This window comes from Arthrobacter sp. HLT1-20 (genome assembly GCF_054510895.1).
Map to the genome: position 1 here is coordinate 87,823 of NZ_JBTNDR010000012.1, position 18,301 is coordinate 106,123.

20 protein-coding genes are annotated in these 18,301 nt (G+C 60.6%); 14 read left to right on the top strand and 6 right to left on the bottom strand.

Features of this window, described 5'->3' with window-relative positions; genetic code table 11:
* The first annotated feature begins 6 nt into the window (after positions 1 to 6).
* From cpaB to ACX80Q_RS08760, 5 genes are read left to right on the top strand one after another with little or no spacing between them, the layout of a single operon-like run.
* Positions 7 to 750 (top strand): Flp pilus assembly protein CpaB, encoded by a 744-nt coding sequence (gene cpaB, locus ACX80Q_RS08740; RefSeq protein ID WP_459330138.1) that lies wholly within the window; start codon positions 7 to 9, stop codon positions 748 to 750.
* Positions 747 to 1,946 (top strand): AAA family ATPase, encoded by a 1,200-nt coding sequence (locus ACX80Q_RS08745; RefSeq protein ID WP_459330139.1) that lies wholly within the window; start codon positions 747 to 749, stop codon positions 1,944 to 1,946. The genes cpaB and ACX80Q_RS08745 overlap by 4 nt, the downstream gene beginning before the upstream one ends.
* Entirely contained in the window at positions 1,943 to 3,370 is a 1,428-nt protein-coding gene (locus ACX80Q_RS08750; RefSeq protein ID WP_459330140.1) for a CpaF family protein, read from the top strand. Before ACX80Q_RS08745 ends, ACX80Q_RS08750 begins: the two co-directional genes overlap by 4 nt.
* A 2-nt stretch (positions 3,371 to 3,372) precedes the next feature.
* Positions 3,373 to 4,305: a type II secretion system F family protein gene (locus ACX80Q_RS08755; protein WP_459330141.1), complete on the top strand. Its 933-nt coding sequence runs from the start codon at positions 3,373 to 3,375 to the stop codon at positions 4,303 to 4,305.
* A 14-nt stretch (positions 4,306 to 4,319) separates the two neighbouring features.
* Positions 4,320 to 5,216, top strand: coding sequence for a type II secretion system F family protein (locus ACX80Q_RS08760; RefSeq protein WP_459330142.1), 897 nt, complete (start codon positions 4,320 to 4,322; stop codon positions 5,214 to 5,216).
* 568 nt (positions 5,217 to 5,784) lie between these two features.
* Here the strand turns inward: ACX80Q_RS08760 and ACX80Q_RS08765 are convergent.
* The 4 genes from ACX80Q_RS08765 to ACX80Q_RS08780 all read right to left on the bottom strand — a co-directional run bounded on the left by ACX80Q_RS08765 (position 5,785) and on the right by ACX80Q_RS08780 (position 9,931).
* On the bottom strand, positions 5,785 to 6,288 hold the full coding sequence (locus ACX80Q_RS08765; RefSeq protein WP_459330143.1) for a prepilin peptidase: 504 nt from the start codon (positions 6,286 to 6,288) through the stop codon (positions 5,785 to 5,787).
* A gap of 55 nt (positions 6,289 to 6,343) precedes the next feature.
* On the bottom strand, positions 6,344 to 7,606 hold the full coding sequence (locus ACX80Q_RS08770) for a L,D-transpeptidase (protein ID WP_459330144.1): 1,263 nt from the start codon (positions 7,604 to 7,606) through the stop codon (positions 6,344 to 6,346).
* Positions 7,607 to 7,767: 161 nt separating this feature from the next.
* Positions 7,768 to 8,274, bottom strand: a complete 507-nt coding sequence (locus ACX80Q_RS08775) for a hypothetical protein (protein WP_459330145.1) — start codon at positions 8,272 to 8,274, stop codon at positions 7,768 to 7,770.
* 682 nt (positions 8,275 to 8,956) lie between these two features.
* A complete protein-coding gene (locus ACX80Q_RS08780; RefSeq protein WP_459330146.1) occupies positions 8,957 to 9,931 on the bottom strand; it encodes a helix-turn-helix transcriptional regulator in 975 nt (324 codons plus the stop codon).
* A 121-nt stretch (positions 9,932 to 10,052) separates the two neighbouring features.
* On the opposite strand from ACX80Q_RS08780, the gene ACX80Q_RS08785 reads away from it, so the two are divergent.
* The 5 genes from ACX80Q_RS08785 to ACX80Q_RS08805 all read left to right on the top strand — a co-directional run bounded on the left by ACX80Q_RS08785 (position 10,053) and on the right by ACX80Q_RS08805 (position 12,854).
* Positions 10,053 to 10,448, top strand: coding sequence for a RidA family protein (locus tag ACX80Q_RS08785; protein ID WP_459330158.1), 396 nt, complete (start codon positions 10,053 to 10,055; stop codon positions 10,446 to 10,448).
* 71 nt (positions 10,449 to 10,519) lie between these two features.
* The gene (locus ACX80Q_RS08790) at positions 10,520 to 11,002 is read left to right on the top strand and encodes a DUF488 family protein, N3 subclade (protein ID WP_459330147.1); all 483 of its coding nucleotides are present in this window, start codon (positions 10,520 to 10,522) and stop codon (positions 11,000 to 11,002) included.
* Positions 11,002 to 11,373 (top strand): DUF4186 domain-containing protein, encoded by a 372-nt coding sequence (locus ACX80Q_RS08795; RefSeq protein ID WP_459330148.1) that lies wholly within the window; start codon positions 11,002 to 11,004, stop codon positions 11,371 to 11,373. The genes ACX80Q_RS08790 and ACX80Q_RS08795 overlap by 1 nt, the downstream gene beginning before the upstream one ends.
* 379 nt (positions 11,374 to 11,752) lie before the next feature.
* The gene (locus ACX80Q_RS08800) at positions 11,753 to 12,172 is read left to right on the top strand and encodes a hypothetical protein (protein ID WP_459330149.1); all 420 of its coding nucleotides are present in this window, start codon (positions 11,753 to 11,755) and stop codon (positions 12,170 to 12,172) included.
* Positions 12,173 to 12,365: 193 nt separating this feature from the next.
* A complete protein-coding gene (locus ACX80Q_RS08805; protein ID WP_459330150.1) occupies positions 12,366 to 12,854 on the top strand; it encodes a hypothetical protein in 489 nt (162 codons plus the stop codon).
* 910 nt (positions 12,855 to 13,764) lie between these two features.
* Here the strand turns inward: ACX80Q_RS08805 and ACX80Q_RS08810 are convergent.
* Both ACX80Q_RS08810 and ACX80Q_RS08815 read right to left on the bottom strand, forming a co-directional pair.
* Positions 13,765 to 13,941, bottom strand: coding sequence for a CsbD family protein (locus tag ACX80Q_RS08810; protein WP_459330151.1), 177 nt, complete (start codon positions 13,939 to 13,941; stop codon positions 13,765 to 13,767).
* A gap of 174 nt (positions 13,942 to 14,115) precedes the next feature.
* Positions 14,116 to 15,492, bottom strand: coding sequence for an IS256 family transposase (locus ACX80Q_RS08815; RefSeq protein ID WP_459330152.1), 1,377 nt, complete (start codon positions 15,490 to 15,492; stop codon positions 14,116 to 14,118).
* Positions 15,493 to 15,693: 201 nt separating this feature from the next.
* On the opposite strand from ACX80Q_RS08815, the gene ACX80Q_RS08820 reads away from it, so the two are divergent.
* The 4 genes from ACX80Q_RS08820 to ACX80Q_RS08835 all read left to right on the top strand — a co-directional run bounded on the left by ACX80Q_RS08820 (position 15,694) and on the right by ACX80Q_RS08835 (position 18,080).
* The gene (locus tag ACX80Q_RS08820; RefSeq protein ID WP_459330153.1) at positions 15,694 to 16,239 is read left to right on the top strand and encodes a hypothetical protein; all 546 of its coding nucleotides are present in this window, start codon (positions 15,694 to 15,696) and stop codon (positions 16,237 to 16,239) included.
* On the top strand, positions 16,236 to 16,565 hold the full coding sequence (locus tag ACX80Q_RS08825) for a LapA family protein (protein WP_459330154.1): 330 nt from the start codon (positions 16,236 to 16,238) through the stop codon (positions 16,563 to 16,565). The genes ACX80Q_RS08820 and ACX80Q_RS08825 overlap by 4 nt, the downstream gene beginning before the upstream one ends.
* 355 nt (positions 16,566 to 16,920) lie before the next feature.
* Complete coding sequence (locus ACX80Q_RS08830; protein ID WP_459330159.1) at positions 16,921 to 17,217, top strand: helix-turn-helix domain-containing protein; 297 nt, start codon at positions 16,921 to 16,923, stop codon at positions 17,215 to 17,217.
* Positions 17,214 to 18,080 carry an IS3 family transposase gene (locus tag ACX80Q_RS08835; protein WP_459330160.1) on the top strand — a complete coding sequence of 289 codons (867 nt, stop codon included), beginning with the start codon at positions 17,214 to 17,216 and terminating at the stop codon, positions 18,078 to 18,080. The genes ACX80Q_RS08830 and ACX80Q_RS08835 overlap by 4 nt, the downstream gene beginning before the upstream one ends.
* Positions 18,081 to 18,301 lie beyond the last annotated feature (221 nt).

The following is an 18,301-nucleotide window of genomic DNA, read 5'->3' on the forward strand; positions in this document are numbered from 1 at the left end:
CAAGAAGTGAAAACACGCCTACTGGGGGGCGTTGTCGCACTGGTGCTAGCCATTGTGGGCGCAATCCTCCTCTCCTCATACGTTCAAGCAGCCGACAAACGTGCCCAAGCTGGCATGGAGCCGGTGGATGTACTCGTTGTCCAACAGCCAATCGCAGCTGGCACCACCGTCGATGACCTCAAGTCATTGGTGACGTTGCAATCGTTCCCCAAGACAGCAGTGGCGGACGGTGCCGTGAGCCGGCTCGATGACTTCGCCGGCAGAGTCGCCGCCGCGGATCTGGTGCCCGGGGAACAACTTCTGGCGGCACGCCTCATCGATCCGAAGGCTCTGGCGGCACCCAACAGGGTTGACGTGCCCAAGGGCATGGCGGAAATCAGTCTGGAACTGCCGTTGGACCGGGTTCTGGGTGGCGACCTCCAGGCCGGTGACACAGTGGGTGTTTTCATCTCCTACAACAGCGGTGTTGCCCCGGGTACTTCCGAAGTTCCCGCCACCAAGCTGCAATTCCACAAGGTGCTGGTCACCAAGGTTGGCACCGGGGACGGCACAGTCGAAAGCTCCGATTCAAAAACCGAGGCACCTTCCCAGCCCGGCACCACTGTCATGGTGACCTTGGCCCAAAGCGGCACCGACGCCGCAAAGACAGTCCACGGCGTCGAGTTTGGGCACATTTACCTCTCCAAAGAAAATGCCGAGACCGACACAGCTCCCGTGGGAACGCTACTTAAGGACCAGGTGTTGAGATGAGCCGCTTCGTCATCATCACAACCGACACCAGCTTTGAACAACGGGTCCGTGCGGCGGTGGCGGGAGGACTGCACGGAAATGTGCAAAGCCTCCCCGAATCAGCCATCAACGGCGCACCGCACGGCATCATCCATCAGGACCCGGCTGAACCACCCGAAGTGGTCATTCTGGGTCCGGGGGTGTCCACCGACGAGGCGCTGAAACTGGCAACAGTCCTGGACCTCCAATTCCCCGAGGTCAGCGTCATTCTGGCGGCGGAGACGTCACCGGAGCTGGTACTGACAGCCATGCGGTCGGGCATTCGCGACATCGTCAGCCCGGGGGCCGACATGGCCGAGATCCGGGTCCTGCTGGAACGGGCCTGCCTGTCGGCAGCCGGACGCCGGCGCGGATTGTCAAGCCCCGCCAATCCCGAGAGCGAATCCGGCCGTGTCATTGCCGTCATGTCGCCCAAGGGCGGCGTGGGAAAGACCACTGTGGCCACCAACTTGGCCATGGGGCTTGGCAAGATGGCTCCCATGGGCGTGGTGATAGTTGACTTGGATGTGCAATTTGGGGACGTGGCCTCTGCCCTGTCCCTGGAGCCGGAGCACACCCTGGTAGATGCTGTCACAGGGGCTGCGGCCCACGATGCAATGGTCCTGAAGGCTTTCCTGACCGTTCACAATGGGGGCATCTACGCACTCTGTGCTCCGACCAACCCCAACGAAGCTGATCTGGTGACCGCCGACCATGTAAGCCACCTGGTCGCGCAACTGGCCACTGAGTTCAAATACGTTGTGGTGGACACGGCCCCCGGTTTGGGTGAGCTGGCACTTGCCACCCTGGAACAGGCAAGCGACGCCGTGTGGGTGGTGGGGATGGACATCCCCAGCATCAAGGGGCTGCGCACAGGTTTCAGCGTGCTACACGAGTTGGGACTGGTCCCGCAAGGCCGCCACGTTGTGCTTAACTTTGCCAACCGCCACACCGGCTTGAGCGTCCAGGACATCGAAGCCACACTGCGGGTTCCTGTGGATGTGGTGTTGCCGCTTTCGCCGGCGGTGTCCTTTGCCACGAACAAGGGCGTGCCACTGCTCCAAGAGGGGCCGCGAAGCGCCGTCTCAAAGAATCTCAGAAAGCTCGTTGACCGCTTCTCCCCGGCTTCCGGGACGGAAACGCACAAGAAGCTGCACAGAAGGGTGGTTGTATCATGAATCTCACAGACCGGCTGAACGCAGCCCGTGGCAATGCCCCGGCTGCGCATGTGGACACCATGCCAACGCCCGCACCTGCACACTATGCCCAGGCCGAAACTCCCGCCGATGACTATCTGGCGGTCAATGGCACGGGAACCGCCCTCGCCGGGCTCAAGCAGCGGGCGGGGGAGGCCCTTTTTGAAAGGATGGGTTCCCGGCTCGTGGATCCCAATATCTCGGAGGACGAGCTGCGCAAGAACGCAAGGGAGGAACTGAGCCAAGTCATCGACGAGGAACAGGTTCCCCTCACCCCGGAAGAGCGCCGCCGTCTCATTCGCGAGATTGGTGACGACGTCCTGGGGCTGGGGCCCTTGCAGCGCTTCCTGGACGACGACTCAGTCACTGAAATCATGGTCAACAAGCCCGACCAGATTTACATTGAGCGTGGCGGACAGCTGACACTGACGGGTGCCAGATTTGCAACGGAAAACCACCTTCGGAGGGTCATCGAGCGGATCGTTACCCGAATCGGGCGGCGCATTGATGAGTCCTCCCCCATGGTCGATGCCAGGCTTGAGGATGGGTCCCGTGTCAATGCCATCATCCCCCCGCTCGCCGTCAGCGGTCCCTCTCTGACCATCAGAAAATTCAGCAGAGTTCCCCTGACGGTTGAGGACCTGGCCCGCTACGGCACGCTGACCCCGGACATGGCCACCTTGTTGGATGCCTGTGTCCGGGCCAGGCTGAACATCCTTGTCACAGGAGGTACAGGCACAGGAAAGACCACCCTGCTGAATGTGCTCTCCGGTTTCCTGCCTGCGGAAGACCGCATCGTAACCATTGAGGACGCCGTGGAACTGCAATTGCAGCAACGACACATAGTCCGGTTGGAAAGCCGCCCCGCCAACATCGAGGGCCGTGGCGAAGTCTCCATCAGGGACCTCCTGCGCAACTCCCTGCGCATGCGCCCTGACCGCATAGTCATTGGCGAGGTCCGTGGCGGGGAAGCCCTGGACATGCTCCAAGCCATGAACACCGGTCATGACGGTTCGTTGTCCACCGTCCACGCAAACTCGCCCCGTGATGCCATTGCCCGGTTGGAGACCCTTGTGTTGATGGCGGGCATGGACCTGCCGCTGCGTGCCATCCGCGAACAAGTGTCGTCAGCGATAAACCTCATAGTCCATTTGTCCAGGCTCCGGGATGGAACCCGCAGGGTCACCCACATCACAGAGGTTCAGGGGATGGAGGGCGACGTTGTCACGCTTCAGGACGCCTTCGTTTTCGACTACTCCGCAGGAGTGGACAGCAACGGAAGGTTTCTGGGCCAGCCAATTTCTACCGGGGTCCGGCCACGCTTTGTGGACCATTTTGCTGAATTGGGCATCAACGTCCCCAGCCACATCTTTGCTGTTCCTGCACCACCCAAGGGAAAGAGATAGTCATGGACGTTGTACTGCCCATCCTGGGATTCACGTTCTGCATTGCCTCCCTCGTAGTAATGTTCTTGATGGTAGTCAATCCATGGGGCGCCTCTATCGCAGAGGCGCGGCGGAGGCCCTTCGGGGACACTAACAAGTCCTCGCTCACCAGCTTCACGGATTCCACGGTTGCAGTTTTGGACAAGACCGTGGGCGGCGGGCCGTACAGCCGCAGCAGGCTTGAGAATGCCGGGCTGCGCATGCCACCCTCAAATTTCCTCATTCTTGTGGTGGCGGCCGGTTCGGTCATGGCACTGCTGGGGCTACTGCTCAACGGCCCAGCCTTGGCAGTCATCCTGGCTGTGGCCACCCCAGTGATCGCCTGGCTGGGGCTGACGGTGCTGGCTGAGAAGAGGCGCGCGAAATTTGATCAGCAGCTCGGTGACAACTTGCAGTTGATCACCGGCGGTCTCCGGGCAGGGCACAGCGTCCTGGTCGCCATTGACGCGGCCGCCAAGGAAGCAGCCGCCCCCACGTCCGAGGAGTTTGCCAGAGTTGTCAACGAGGTCAGAATTGGCCGCGACCTAGATGCGGCCTTGACCGAGACGGCCAGCCGGATGCGCAGCGATGACTTCTCCTGGATCAGCCAAGCAATCCAGATCAACCGTGAAGTGGGTGGGGATTTGGCCGAAGTACTTGACCATGTGGCGGAAACAATTCGCGAACGTGGCGAGATCAAGGCACAGGTCAAGGCCCTCAGTGCCGAAGGAAAAATGTCAGGAATCATCCTTGTGGTGCTGCCGTTCGCCATGGCACTGATGCTCATGGTGGTCAGCCCCTCGTATCTGGGCGTTCTCTTTACCAACCCGATCGGCCTAGTCATGCTGGGAGTCGGAGCCGTCATGATGATCATTGGCTCCCTGTGGATGCACAAGACCATCCAAATCAAGTTTTGAAAGGTGTGGACGCCATGACATTAGTGCCCTGGATTATCATCGCCACGATTGTATTGCCCATCTGCTACCTGATGTGGTCCTTTGTCAGCGTGGATTCCAAGTCGTTGCTGACCATTCGCAATAACCTGGGCCGCACTGACCAAAACAGCCAGGGAGCACCTGCCTTCAGCGACAAGAGCTGGCTGGCCTTGGCCAAGAAGGTCACGCCCGCCGGCTACGTCGCCAAATTGGACACGCTGCTGGCCCGTGCTGGCAGGCCTGCAAACCTGCCATTGTCCAGACTACTGATTGGCAAGCCCCTGCTGGCCCTAGGTGCCGCCGCCGTCGGATTGATGTTTGTAGCCCTCCGGCCAGGACCTCCCACAGTGTTGCTGGCCCTGTTCCTCACGGTGCTGTGCTACTTTATCCCCGACTTGATGATTCACAGCAAAGGGCAGGAACGCCAAAAATCCATGCAGCTGGAGCTACCGGACACCCTGGACCAGATGCTGATTGCAGTTGAGGCGGGGCTTGGTTTCGAAAGCGCCATGGCGCGTGCGGCAGCCAACGGCAAGGGGCCCATGGCTGAGGAACTGAAACGGACCCTGCAGGACATGCAGATGGGCCGTCCTCGCCGAGACGCCTACCAGGCCATGGCAAACCGGAGCACGGTGCCGGAGTTGAAGAGTTTTGTCCGGGCCGTGGTTCAGGCGGAAATGTACGGCATCAGCATTGGCAAGGTGCTGCGGGTCCAGGCCAGCCAGCTTCGAGTGAAGCGCCGGCAGCGCGCCGAGGAAAAGGCCATGAAGCTTCCCGTCCTGGTGCTCTTTCCGCTGCTGCTTTTCATCTTCCCCACACTGTTCATCATCATTGTGGGACCCGCCGTTATCAACATCTTTGCCGTCTTTGGCCCCGGCGGAGGCTTGGGCTAGCTGGATAGTCCGCCACCAGCGCAATCAGGGAGCCTGCCAGCGTGAAAGGCCAAAGGGGGATCTGGGTTTCCAGGTCCCCTTTGGCATCTTCGCAGACAGCTCACCCCGCAAGTGGATCGCAGCAGCTGCGAATGCTTCCATCACGAAGCCGGGCGCCATACTATGAGTACATGGCCCGAATGACGCCGAAGGAAGCGACCGCAGTAAACGTATTGCTGGGATACTTTGCCGGTCGAGCTGAACAGCCACCGCAAGAGGTTGTGCGGTCGTTTGAAACGTTGGCGAGCAGAGCTCACAACCGTCTGCAGGCAGGCTGGGATGAAGTTGCTGTGCGACGCCAGTGGCCCCACGCCTACCACGACGAAAACGAAGGCAAAAGCTGAGGCCAATCGGGCTGGGTGGGCCCCGCAATCCTGCCGCCAGCGTGGCAAGCACGGACAATGTGTCATAGTTGGCGTTCCGAGCCAACTAAATCTTCGGCTACTCGAAACCGCCAATCGCAACAGTGATCTTGGCAGTCACGAGACAGTGAGTTCATGTGGCAGGGATACTCTGTGTCTGAAACCCTTTAGCCCACCACCAGCACAATCAGCGCACCCGCCAGCATGAACGGGCCAAAGGGGATCTGGGTTTTCCCGGTCCCCTTTTTGGTGGCCATAAGCGCCAGCCCCCACAGCGCACCGAGCACGAACGCCAGGAATGTCCCCCACAGCACTGCTGACCAGCCAACAAAGCCAAGGTACAAGCCCAGCACAAACGCCAACTTTACGTCCCCGTAGCCCATGCTGGACGGCGAGACCAGCCTGAGCACCACATACACAGCCCAGAGCACCGCTCCCCCCAGCAGGGTGCGCAAGGCGGTTCCGGCGTCGTGCATGAAGAATGACGCTGAGAGCAGCAGCACCCCGGCAATGGCCGCGGAGGGAAAAACAATCCGGTTGGGCAGCAGCTGGTGCCTGATGTCGATCACGCTCAGCCAACTTGCCATGACCAGGTAGTACAGCCCGGCCGCAAGCACCAGCCAAAAAGCCACCGGCGCATCTACCCACAAGTCACTCAGCACATTGATCATAGGGCGATGCTACGGCACGGCCTAGGCGGCTTGGGACTGTTACAGCTGGCCCGGGCTAGCGCGAGGCGTACTGCGCGAAGGGGATGTTCCAGTCGCCAAAACCGTCGGTGGGTGCAATGGTTTCATTGGGCGTTCCCACGGTGTGGACGATGTCACCGGCACCCATGTTGTTGAACACCCAGCCGGCACCCTCCGCCGACAGGCCAATGCAACCATGGGAGAGGTTGGCAGCGCCCAGGAACGGCATGGCGGACGGTGTTGCCTGGTGGATAAAAATGCCACTGTAGGAAAGCCGCGTGGCAAACTCCACGTCTACCGAACCGTAGTCACCGGGATCGCCCGGCTTCAGGCCAATGGTGGAGGCCTTGAACGTTGCGTAGCGTTGCTTGTCATTGGTGAGCACAATGAAGCCGGAAGCCGACGGGAAGTCCTTGTCTCCCAACGTTGCCGGGAACACCTTGGCAACTTGGTCGTTGACCAGGACAGTCACGCTGTGGGCTGCGGCATCAGCTTCCATGACAACCTTGTTGCCGATGTTGACGTTGTAGTTCTTGTTGAAATTGCCCACCATGCCGTTGCCAATGTCCAGGCCGAACAGCTTAACGTCAACATTGATTTTTGAGTTTGCGGGCCAGTAGTCAGCCGCACGGTAGCGCACCAAGGTGTCCGAGTACCAGCGGAAGGCACCCTTTTGACCCGTGCTGGTGGTGATCTTGATGGCCTTTTCCACGGCCTCCTTGTTCACCACGGGTTCGCTGAATTTGAACTCCAGCGGCTGAGCCACACCCACGGTGGAATCAGCACCCGGGTACAGGACGGCGTCTGCCTCATGCGAGGCGGGAACAGTTGAGAAGGTGCTGATGTGGGTGGACCTGGCGCCTGCCTCATCCACGGCCGTCACGTTGAACGTGTAGTCGGTGGCGAACTTGAGGGGGGTCTTGGAAATCCACTTGCGCCCGCTGACCACCAGCTCGCCCTCGGAAACTTCACCCGTGGCGGTTTCCTTCAAGACGGCGTGAAAAACTGTGCCATTGGTGACCTCAGCAGCCACTTCGGAGCTTGGATTGACTGAGGTGGCGCCAGTCTTGGGCGACACGGCAACGGTGGCCGGGTTGGCGGCAACAGTTGGTGTTGGCGGGGTGGCGGCTGTGGCCGAGGCGGAGGGAGCTGACGCCTGCCCGAGTACCTGGGCAAGGGGCAATATGCCAGTTGCTGCTGCGAGGGCAATGCCACCGGCAACTACAACAAAAGCGACCAAGGAAATCAAAGCGATCTTCCAACCACGGGAAGGTCTCTTGGTCTCTTCCACTTCAGCCATTCAAACTCCCCATTCGGTGGATTAACTCCACAATCTTGACTCACAACACGTAATTCGGTATTAGCTCATTTTACGGCATGATTACAAACACACCGCCCACAATGGGCTGGCAGGGGAAGGCGTGCAAGGGACGCAAGTTGAGGGTGTCTGGTGGGACTCTGTTACACGAATCCAGCTGGTGGCGGGTCCGGCAGTACGTGCGCCGGGTCGGCATGATGCCAATGCATCACAGCCATCATCTTTTCACCGGTCCGAACCACCCGGATTTCCGTTCCCCCGAGTGCCTCTTGGAGGGCCAGATGAAGCAGCGGGAACCCGGCATCTGCGGAACTGAACCCACCAATTTCCTCCCTCAGGTGCGCCGAAACCTGACCCAAGTGCAGGCCGTCGATTCTCTGGGCCCGGACCAGCTGGCCCAGCTCGCCATCCGTGAAGAGTGACCGCACCGAGGAAATGAACTCCTCACGATTGGTGACCTGCAGTTCCGGCAGCTTCACGTGTTTCGCGGGAGCCTTCTGCACCGTTTTGATCTTCGGCGCCACAGTCCGCTGGGCAACCAGCCCGCAGTGCTTCTCAACAAAGCCACCCAGGTTCGTCGCTTGATAGGAGGTGTATTTCAATCCCGGCCATTTCTTGCTGACGAGCGCACCGAGCGGTTGAGTCTTCACCTGGCCGTTTTTTGAGAGCTGCGGCTGTTTCGCCACGAGGTCAAGGATGAATTTTCGCAGGACCGCCAAGCTTGGGCGGGCCGTCAGGCTTGGGCATTGCCGAAACCTGTACCGAAGGCGCCTTGACCACCACGCGCCCAACGCCAGGCGGGGCCCCACCAACCCCATCCTGGACATCTATCTGGCGATACTCATCCGCCACCGACTTCAGCAGCGCTTTCACGATTCCCGAGTTCGGGGCGGTGGTGGAGACGACCACAACGTACTTGTTCAGGAAGTGGAGCCTGCGGACCAACGGGACAAATCCGCCGTCGCCCGTGACTGTGGACTTCGGCGCTCTATGGCGGCGTTCTGCGATCGCTCTGTGTCGTAGTTCTAGTTTCGCCTTCGTCCTGCATTTCATGCGCTGCGGACGGCTCATCAGATGCCACTCCCTCAGAAGCAATCTACATAGCCCTCATGTGCCCACTTGGGAACCCCCAGCGGGACAGTGCGTGCTGTCCGGTAGGGGATGGCGAGCGGGACGCCGTCCTCACGCTGCCGTTTGAACCCTCCTGTACTGGCGCTGGATTGCGCGGAGACTGGTGAGGGATCCAAACCGGTCGACCAACCTCGGCCTTCGAGGCCAAGAGCCCGGGCGCATCCGACGGCACCGAAGCCCTTCCCGGACACGTCCCAACGCTCAGGATGAGTCACTGTAGCGGAGGGCGATCGCGGCGGCGCGATCGCGCAGGGAGGCGCGCAGCGCCTGCGGGGCCAGGGCTTCGGCGCCAGTGCCGAGCTGCCACAGCGCCCATTCGGCGTGTCTCGAATCCTGGAAGGTCACCTCCAGCCGCAGCCAGCCGTCATGGTCGGATTCTTCGGTGAGGACGGCCAGCGCGGTGCCCACCAGTTCCTCCCGCCGCGCCGGGTCCATCCGCAGCAGCACGATGGCTTGCTCGCCGTCGGCCCGAAACCGGGTGTTGCGTTCCCTCCAGAGCTGATCCAGGTCGACCCTGTCCGGTCGCTGTGCCCGTTCGGGGAGCTCCTCGGCGGCCACGATCCGGGACAGCCGGTAGGTGCGATCTGCGCCGGAGGTCGTGGCCAGCAAGTAACCCTTCTCGCGCACGGTGACGAGGCCGACCGGGTCCACCGTGCGCCACTGTGGTGTCTGGCCTGTGGCCGCGTAGTGGATGCGCAACTTGTGCCCGGCGAGCACCGCGCGCCGGACCTCGATCATTGTGGTGTCGGGGACCTCCTCGGTGGCCAGCCGGCGTGAGAGCAGGTCGGTCTCCGGGTCGACGAGGATCCGCTGGGCCGCGTCGCCCGCGGTGGCCCGGTCGCCTTCGGGCATGGCGTCGACCACCTTGCGCATGGCCGAGGCAAGTGCCGGGCCGAGGCCGAATACCTGCCCGCTGCGCCCCGATCCGGCGGCCAGTAAGGCAAGGGCCTCGTCGTGGTTCAGTCCGGTGAGCTCGGTCCGGAAACCGGGCAGCAAGGCGAATCCGCCGTGCCGGCCGCGTTCGGCGTAGACCGGGACGCCGGCCGCGGACAGCGCCTCGATGTCGCGCAGCACGGTGCGGGTGGATACCTCCAGCTCGCGGGCCAGCGTGTCCGCGGACAGCCGGCCGCGATGGCGCAGCAGCAGCACCATCGAGACCAGCCGATCGGCGCGCATACAAAAATTCTACCGAAATACACGACACAAGGTGTCGTGATTTGCCGGGAAACTCGTTAACACGACGCCAGAACCGGTGGACGTGCGCACTTCCAATGAAACGAATGGAGTTGAGATGGAAATGGAACGAACAGCAGTGAACCCGGTGGTGTGGTCGGTGGAGCTGGGATTCAATCAGGGTGAGGTCGTCTCCGGGCACTCCCGGACCCTTTATATCTCGGGGCAGACATCGATGGGCGGCGACGGCACGCCCCGGCATGACGGTGACATGGCGGCACAGCTGGCGCTGAGCCTGGAGAACCTTGAGGCAGTGCTCGGCGAGGCCGGCATGTCCTTGACAGACCTTGTCCGACTCAACGTCTACACCACCGATGTCGATCTGCTGTTCCAGCACTACGGCGTACTGGCGTCGCGCTTGGGTACCGCCGGGGTCGCGCCGACCACCACGATGCTCGGGGTGACTCGGCTGGCAATTCCCGGCCAGCTGGTCGAACTCGAGGGAACCGCCGTCGCGTGATGCGACCTCGCAGCCTCCGCCTCCCGCGCCGGTCCAACCGGCATGGGTAGGAGGCAGATGGGAGATTCTCGATGCCCGGAATGGTGACGATCGGCGTCTATGGCTTCGACGGCGACTCTTTCCTGCAAAGCCTGCGGCAGGCAAACATCCACCTGCTGCTCGACGTGCGCCAGCGCCGTGGTGTCCGCGGTCCCGAGTATGCCTGGGCGAACTCGCTCCGGCTGCAGGAGGCCCTGGCCCGGGCCCGGATCGCCTACGAACACCATCCCGAGCTGGCCCCCACCACCGAGCTGCGCCAGCTCCAGTACGCGGAGGATCACCGTCAGGGGGTCGGTAAGCGCTCACGCCGCGAACTGGCCACCGAGTACACGCGCCGCTACACCGCGGAGATCCTCGACCTTGCCGACCTCGCGCCGGTCCTCTCGGCACTGTCGGGCGGAGGAACCGCGGCGCTGCTCTGCGTTGAACGCGATCCGGAGGCCTGCCACCGCTCGCTGATCGCCTGGCGACTGGCCGAGCAGTACCACGTCACGATCGATCACCTGGTCCCGTGATGGACGAGTTGGATGCCAGGTTGCACCGGATCGGGCAGCACCACTTCCGCGCAAAGTTTCGGTTCTACGGCCGAGACCGTGCGGTGGTCGACCTGCGAGGAATGGCAACGTTGCGCAGGCACGCTAGGGAGCTTATCGAGCGCAGGCTCGCCCCGGCGCAACCGCTCACCGACAGCCGCCAGCCGCCCTATCGCGGGCATCCCGTGTTCGTCGCCCAGCACGCCACCGCGACATGCTGCCGCAGCTGCTTGAAACGCTGGCACGGCCTCCCCGCCAGCCGGGCGCTCGAGGTCGCCGAGCAAGACTATGTCGTGGAAGCGATCTGCCGATGGATCGCGGGGCAGTACGCTCCCGGCAGCCCGCCGCCGTGACCGGATCGAGGCTGCCCGACCACCGAGCCTCCTGCGGGGGCGGGGTCGTCCACTTTTTTTGGGGGTGTTAATCCACTTAAAACGTCAAAAAGTGGACGGTTTCACCGAAAAAGTGGATGAAATCCTGCCATCTTGGACGAAAATTGGATGGTTGTAGGATCCCAAGCTGATTGACACTTGTCCCGATTTCGTGACTGCGGGTCACAAGTTTCTTGGAAACCAGGTCCCTCCCAGTGGTGGGTTACGTCATATCCGTTGCTGGACACCATTTGATGGCAGGAGCTATATTCGACGCAGGAACCTCAGTGTTAGTTGCCTAAGGAAATGGCAGGTGCCGAGTCGCCCGGCCACGGTCTCAGGATTGTCAGGAGATTTTGCGATGACTATCGATCCGTCCGCCAAACGTGATGCCCCTGCCGCCAGAGCCATGGAACCGCCCTTGGAATGCATAGGATGCCAGTCGGCAGAGTATCTGACCATCGAATCCATTCAAGGCCTGAACCCCAGAATTCCCGGACGGGTTGCTGTGGAATACAGCTGTGGCCGCTGTGAAGCATTCTATGCCCACGACGCATCCGTCGAGACTATTGCCAAAGTTCTCACCAACACCCCCATGGCAGCGGGTGTTCTCAAGTTCGGGCGTCACTACATTCATTGCGGCGAGCCCATGGAGCGTGTGGACTATCGTCTTCCTGCTCTCATGGCGCAGGAGTCCACTGGGCAGGATAACCCGCCGATCACGTGGCGACCGGCCCAGCTTCGATGCCGCTGCGGTTTCCGCATCGCTGTGCCTATGTGAGCTTGCTGGTCTCCGCGGCAAGCTGACAGCAGCACGTGGTGACCCCAATACACCGGCCAGCCCGCCCTGGACAGCACGGCACGGCACCATCGGTACGCCGATCACTATCACGCCAGAATTTCCACCCTCAGCAGGAGATCGCGTCATCCCGTCCTCCGATGCCCACCGGACAACGGGTAAATTGGCTGGAACCATGAAAAGAACCGCTACAGCATTCACTTTGGCAGTCGGCGCCGTTTTCCTTTTGAGCGCCTGCAACACTGGTGTCAACGGCAATGAAAACGACAAACAAGAAACCAAGTCCTTTGCCACCGGAAAGGCCGGTGCAGGGGTACTATCCAGTTGGATCCCAGAGAAGGCCACAGACATTTACGAAGTGCTCCGCACCACCGGCTCCGAACGAATCATCGTGATGAAAAACGCGACGCTCCCCAACAGCTGCAAAGCTATCCCGACCGGCCAAAAGCCGGCCCCCGCCGATGACGAAGAGAGCAATATCAAAGCCTCTGACTACAGCACGGGCCCGGCGACTCTGAAAGCGGCATGGTGGCCCGATGGGACAGAGCAGAAAGCCAGCTTCCTCTGCGGCAAGTGGTGGGTAACCGTCGACGGCGAGACCACTTACGTCTACTCCCCCGAACTGAAAACCGTCATGAAAACCATCGACAACGCAAAGAAGTAGACCCAGGGAAGTAGACCCGGGCCCTGGCAGCTTGCAGTGCTGCCCCAACCGGGTCTGCAGGGCCATTAGGCAGGGTTCTCACTAGGAACTTCCCACAGATGCTTTGCGGGAGAGACTGCTTCTAGGTGTGGACCACACCTACCTGTCAAAGGTCCCCCCAGGTTGAGAATATCCGCCCCCATATGACCACTACCGTTCTGTTTTGCATTGCATCATTCGCTACTGAAGCTATAGCAGCCAAGAACGCGAAACAGGCTGCACCAGCTGTACAAGGGGCTCCAAATACGAGCTAGGTTCTTTCATCGCGGGGTATTTCCGGTTGAAACCCGCACCGGCATGAAGGACTCTGGTTCGCAACGGGGTTACAAGCCCCATGGCTCACCCTCCCTAATCAGCGGCACACCACATCGATGTCAAAGCTGGTTTGGTCCGCAGCCAGAAGTCGTCCGTCCGCATCCAGGGGTCAGTGCACGGGCGGATCTGGCGGCAGGAAGGGATCCGGAGGATAGGGTGCCGGCGGCATAGGCTCTGTCGGGTCCGGCTCCGGGTCCGGGTGACGGTTCGGGCTGACCGGTTCGGTTGGATCCAGCGAGCGTTTGGGAGGCGGTTCTGATGGTGACCCGGTAGGCTCCGGTTCAGTCGCTGGCTGCTCCGGCACCGTCGCTTGCATTTTGTTCATGATTGTGGCGGCCTTTCTCATAAACCATTTTGCTCGTTGGTGACGACCGTGCGTCGTCACGGTAGTGATGGGGTGGCGGTTCCTGCTCTATCGGCGTCAATGTGGGCGGATTGATGCCCCTCGGAACTCTTATCTGGTCGATGGCCACCCCAGACGGCACTCATCATGGAGTGCTGGGCCGTTCGTCCTGCCTTGGCGGGCGGACGGTCTGGCGATGAGCGCTACTGCATGTCAGTGCTTTTTGAAGGCGTGCTTGACTTTATCTGTGGCCTGTTTCAGTTCAGCCTTGACTTGTTCGGTTTTGCCTTCAGCTTTCAACCGGTCGTTGTCGGTTGCTTCGCCGGCGGCTTCCTTGGTTTTTCCGCCAGCCTTTTCGGCGGCGTGCTTGATCTTGTCACCCAAACCCATGACGCTGCCTCCTCCCCTGCTAAGTCTGCCGGTCCGTGTCGGCAGGATGACTTCAGGATAGCCCCGGAATCACGGGGCTATCAGAGGTGGGATCGACCATCCGGGAAAATCACGAGGGGGTGTCCCGGCTGGCCGAGCTTGTCAATTTTTCTGTGTAAGTGGTTCATTGTCTGTTTAGTTCAGGTAGCCGTTGATCCGGTCTGGGTAGGCCAGGGCGAGTGCTCCTAGGGCTGCTTTCCAGCCGAGGCTGGAGACGCCTTCAAGGAGGTGTCTGCCGTTGGATTCGCGGATGGTTTTTCGTTCCTTGTTGTGGTCTCGGGCGCGTTTGTCCTCGATATCGCGGATGGCTAGCCACAGCAGTTTCACCACGGCCGTATCGTTGGGGAAATGGCCACGGTTCTTGATGATTTTCCGTAGCTGGTAGTTCAGCGACTCGATCGCGTTCGTGGTGTAGATGATCCGCCGGACGGACTCGGGGAAGGCCAGGAAGGGGGTGAAACGCTCCCACGAGCGTTCCCAGACACCGACAGCGGCCGGGTACTTAGGACCCAGCGTGGAGCCGGCAAGAGCCTCCAGTTCCATCCTGGCCACATCGGGGCTCGGTGCGGTGTAGATCGGGCGCAACGCGGCGGCGACCTTCTTCCGGTCCCCGTAGGAGACGAACCGCATGGCGGCCCGGATCAGGTGCACCACGCAGGTCTGCACCGTGCTGCGGGGCCAGGTTGCCTCGATCGCCTCGGGGAAGCCGGTAAGCCCGTCACAGCACACAATGAGCACGTCCTTCACGCCGCGGTTGGCCAGCTCGGCGCAGACCCCGGCCCAGAACTTTGCCCCTTCATTGGCCTGAACCCAGATGCCCAACACATGCTTGATGCCTTCCAGATCGATACCCACGGCGATGTAGGCGGAGCGGTTCATCACGTGGTGGACATCAAGGACCTTCACGACCAAGGCGTCGAGGTAGATGATCGGGTAGATCTCCTCCAACGGCCGGTTTTGCCACTGTTGGACTTCCTCCAGCACGGCGTCGGTGATGTGGGCGATCGTCTCATGGGAGAGCTCCGTGCCCAGAGTCCGGGCTAGGTGGTGTTGGATGTCGCGCACCGTCATTCCGCCGGCATAGAGGGAGATGATCATCTCGCTGAGCCCGCCTATACGGCGGGAGCCCTTGGGCACCAGCGCGGGCTGGAAGGACCCGTCGCGATCCCGCGGCGTCGCCAGGGCAATGTTGCCGATCTCAGAAGCCACCATTTTCGGTGTGCTGCCGTTGCGGGAGTTGTTCGGCGAAGCGTCCGACCGCTCGCCCTTCTTATAGCCCAAATGGCCGGCCATTTCGGCCTGCAAGCCACGCTCCAGCACGGCCTTGACCATCTCCGGCAGGAACCCGCCCTCACCCGTGAGCTGCAGCGTGCCGTGGTCAATCCGGGACATCAAATCATCAAACAAACCCGCGTCAACCATCTCGTTGATCACCGACCGGGCAGACTCCGGTTCCGGCTCTCCTTCACCAAAGGAAGACCCGTCCTGCTCATGTCCCTTCAAAGTAGTCATCACAATTCCTCATCTCAAATCAGGAACCCCATACACAATTAATTAGACACCCCGGCTGGCCGCCCACACACGCAAGACGAGCCTTTTGGTCGGACACCGAATCACCCTTCAAGAGCGGCTTGGACAAATACCGGCCCTCTTCTGTTCTGGCCACGTAGCACCGGCGTAAACTGGTCGAAGACGAACAAGCGGGAGGTTCAAATGTCTGATGTGAAGCTGAACAGAGGGATCCATCAGGCACAGAAAATTACGGCGGCCGGGGTGAAGCAGGTCCTGGAAGATCCCTCAAAAGTCTTAGGCCCTGGTATCAGGTGGGTTCAAACTTTCCTGGAGAAGAGCAAAGCGCCGCAAACGGTGGCAGATATCATCGATAGCGCAGCGGATCGGGTGAAGCTCCCGCGTCGAGTCCGGAAACACTCCGTGAAAGCCCTCAAACATGCAGCGCGCAACTTGCGCCTTCAGGCCAACCGCCGCCACAGGAACCAGCAGAGGTGGCTCATCGGCGGCAGTCTTCTAGCAGCCGCCGTAGCGGGGACCATCATCACGGTTCGACTGTTGCGCCGCCAGCAAGAGGCCGCCGAACTGGCAGCAAAAATCGACGGACCGCTAGCCCCGCCACTGGACCACGAACCTGACAATTTCAGCGAACAGCCCGAAACACCAGCCCGGAAAGATACCGGATCCGATCAGGCTGAGAACCCCACCATATCCCCTGCAGTTCCATCGGAAAGGACAGAGTCCCCATGAGTGAAGAACCGGTCACACCCGAAAACACACCGTTACGCACCCGCAGTGACACCTCTCCGTCCAAGCCCCCTATCGGAGTGACGCGCGCCAGCATGATGTGGGTCGCCACCGCCGCGGGTTTACTGGTCCTCATCTTATTGATCACCTTCATCTTGCAGAATCAGGACTCCGTCACCCTGCACTACTTCGGACTCAACGGCACCGTATCCCTAGGCGTAGGGCTGTTCATTGGAGCCGTCGGCGGCGGGATCATCGTCGCCATCGCGGGCACTGCCCGCATCATTCAACTACGCTCACGCACCCGCCGCGACAAACTCAGGCCCTGAGACCAATAGCTCGCGTTCCATAGCGTCACGCTTTCGGATAATAGTCCCCCACTCCCGGCTCGCCCGCACAGGCTGAGAGCTCGGAGGTGAGACGAAGAAGTGGCCAACCCATGAACTGCTCCCCGAAAGTTGGACTGAATAATTCAGTTCCATCACTTCCGGGGAGTTTTTCATGCGTCCACAAAGTTCCTTGACCGCCGCTCAGCGGTTGGCCGCCCTTGATCTATTCGAGGAGGGATTCGGGTACTACGCGGTAGCCTCAAAATTGAACGTTAGCGCCAAGGCCACTCGGAGTCTTCGGGAACGCTTCATGATTTGGGGTAGATCGACGTTGGAAAGTAAACCGACCAGACCGATGTACAGCTTCGAGTTCAAACTCGCGCTTGTTCGCCAGTTCCTGAATGGCGAAGGAACCCAGTCCGAGCTAGCCCTCAAGCACGAGCTCAGTTCTCCAACGCTCTTGCGCACGTGGATCCACACCTATCGAATCCATGGCGAAGACGGTTTGCGACCCAAGGCCAAGGGTCGACCCAAATCTGCCACTCCCACCCCATCGGGTGAAGTCAGCGAGTTGGAGAAGTTGCGTCTAGAGAATCAGCGTTTGCGGGCGGAGAATGCCTACCTAAGAAAAGTACGAGCCTTGAGGAACTGACCACGGCGTTGAAAGTTGGCGCCGTGATTGCCCTCAAGGCATCCCATTCCCTGCCCCTGTTGTTACTGGCAGCTGGGTTGGCTCGTTCTACGTTCTTCTACCGCCAAGCGGCCCTGACGACTCCGGACCGGCACGCTGAGCTTCGAGCCCAGATCCACGAGGTCTTCACCGGAGCCAAGAGCCGCTATGGGCACCGGCGCATCCACGCAGTCCTGACGCGCCAAGGCTGGCAGATCGCACGGAAGACCGTGCTGAAGGTGATGCGTGAGGAGAACCTGGTCTGCAAGGTCCGCACCCGCAGCAAATATTCTTCCTACAAGGGCCAAGTCGGCAAGATCGCCGACAACCTGCTCAAGCGCGAGTTCGACGCTGAGGTCCCGAACACCAAATGGGTGACCGACGTGACCGAGTTCAAAACCGCTGAGCGCAAGGTCTACCTCTCACCGGTCCTAGACCTGTTCGACCGCTCAATCGTTTCCTACTCGGTTTCCGAGTCACCGAGCGTTGCGTTCACCAACGAATCACTGATCGAGGCAATCGGAACCCTGACCCCAGGCGAGACCCCAATGATGCACTCAGACCAAGGATTTCAATACCAGCACACCAGCTGGCAAAAACTCCTCAGCAACGCCAACATGGCCCAATCCATGTCCCGCAAGGGCAACTGCCTAGATAATTCGGTGATGGAAAACTTCTTCGGTCACCTGAAGGAAGAAATGTTCCACCGCCAAGACTTCACCGATATAAGTGGGTTCCTCACCGAGCTGGACGACTACATCCACTGGTACAACTACGAGCGGATCTCGTTAACGCTCCAGTGCCTGAGCCCAATGGAATATCGGGCACTGGCACTGGCTGCGTAGATTCGGGGTCTGCAGATGATCCCTACGGAAATTCAAGCTAAGAGGTTCAGTCCTGGCAAGTCCGTCCTTGCTCTGAACATACCGATTCCCGCATGGGGAACGTCCTGTGGGACAAAAAGCCCATGCTGGCCAGTTACTGGGTAGCATCAGACTCAGCAGTGACCAGGAGGTGGCGAAATGTTTGAGCGCTTTACGGATCGAGCACGGCGTGTTCTTGCGCT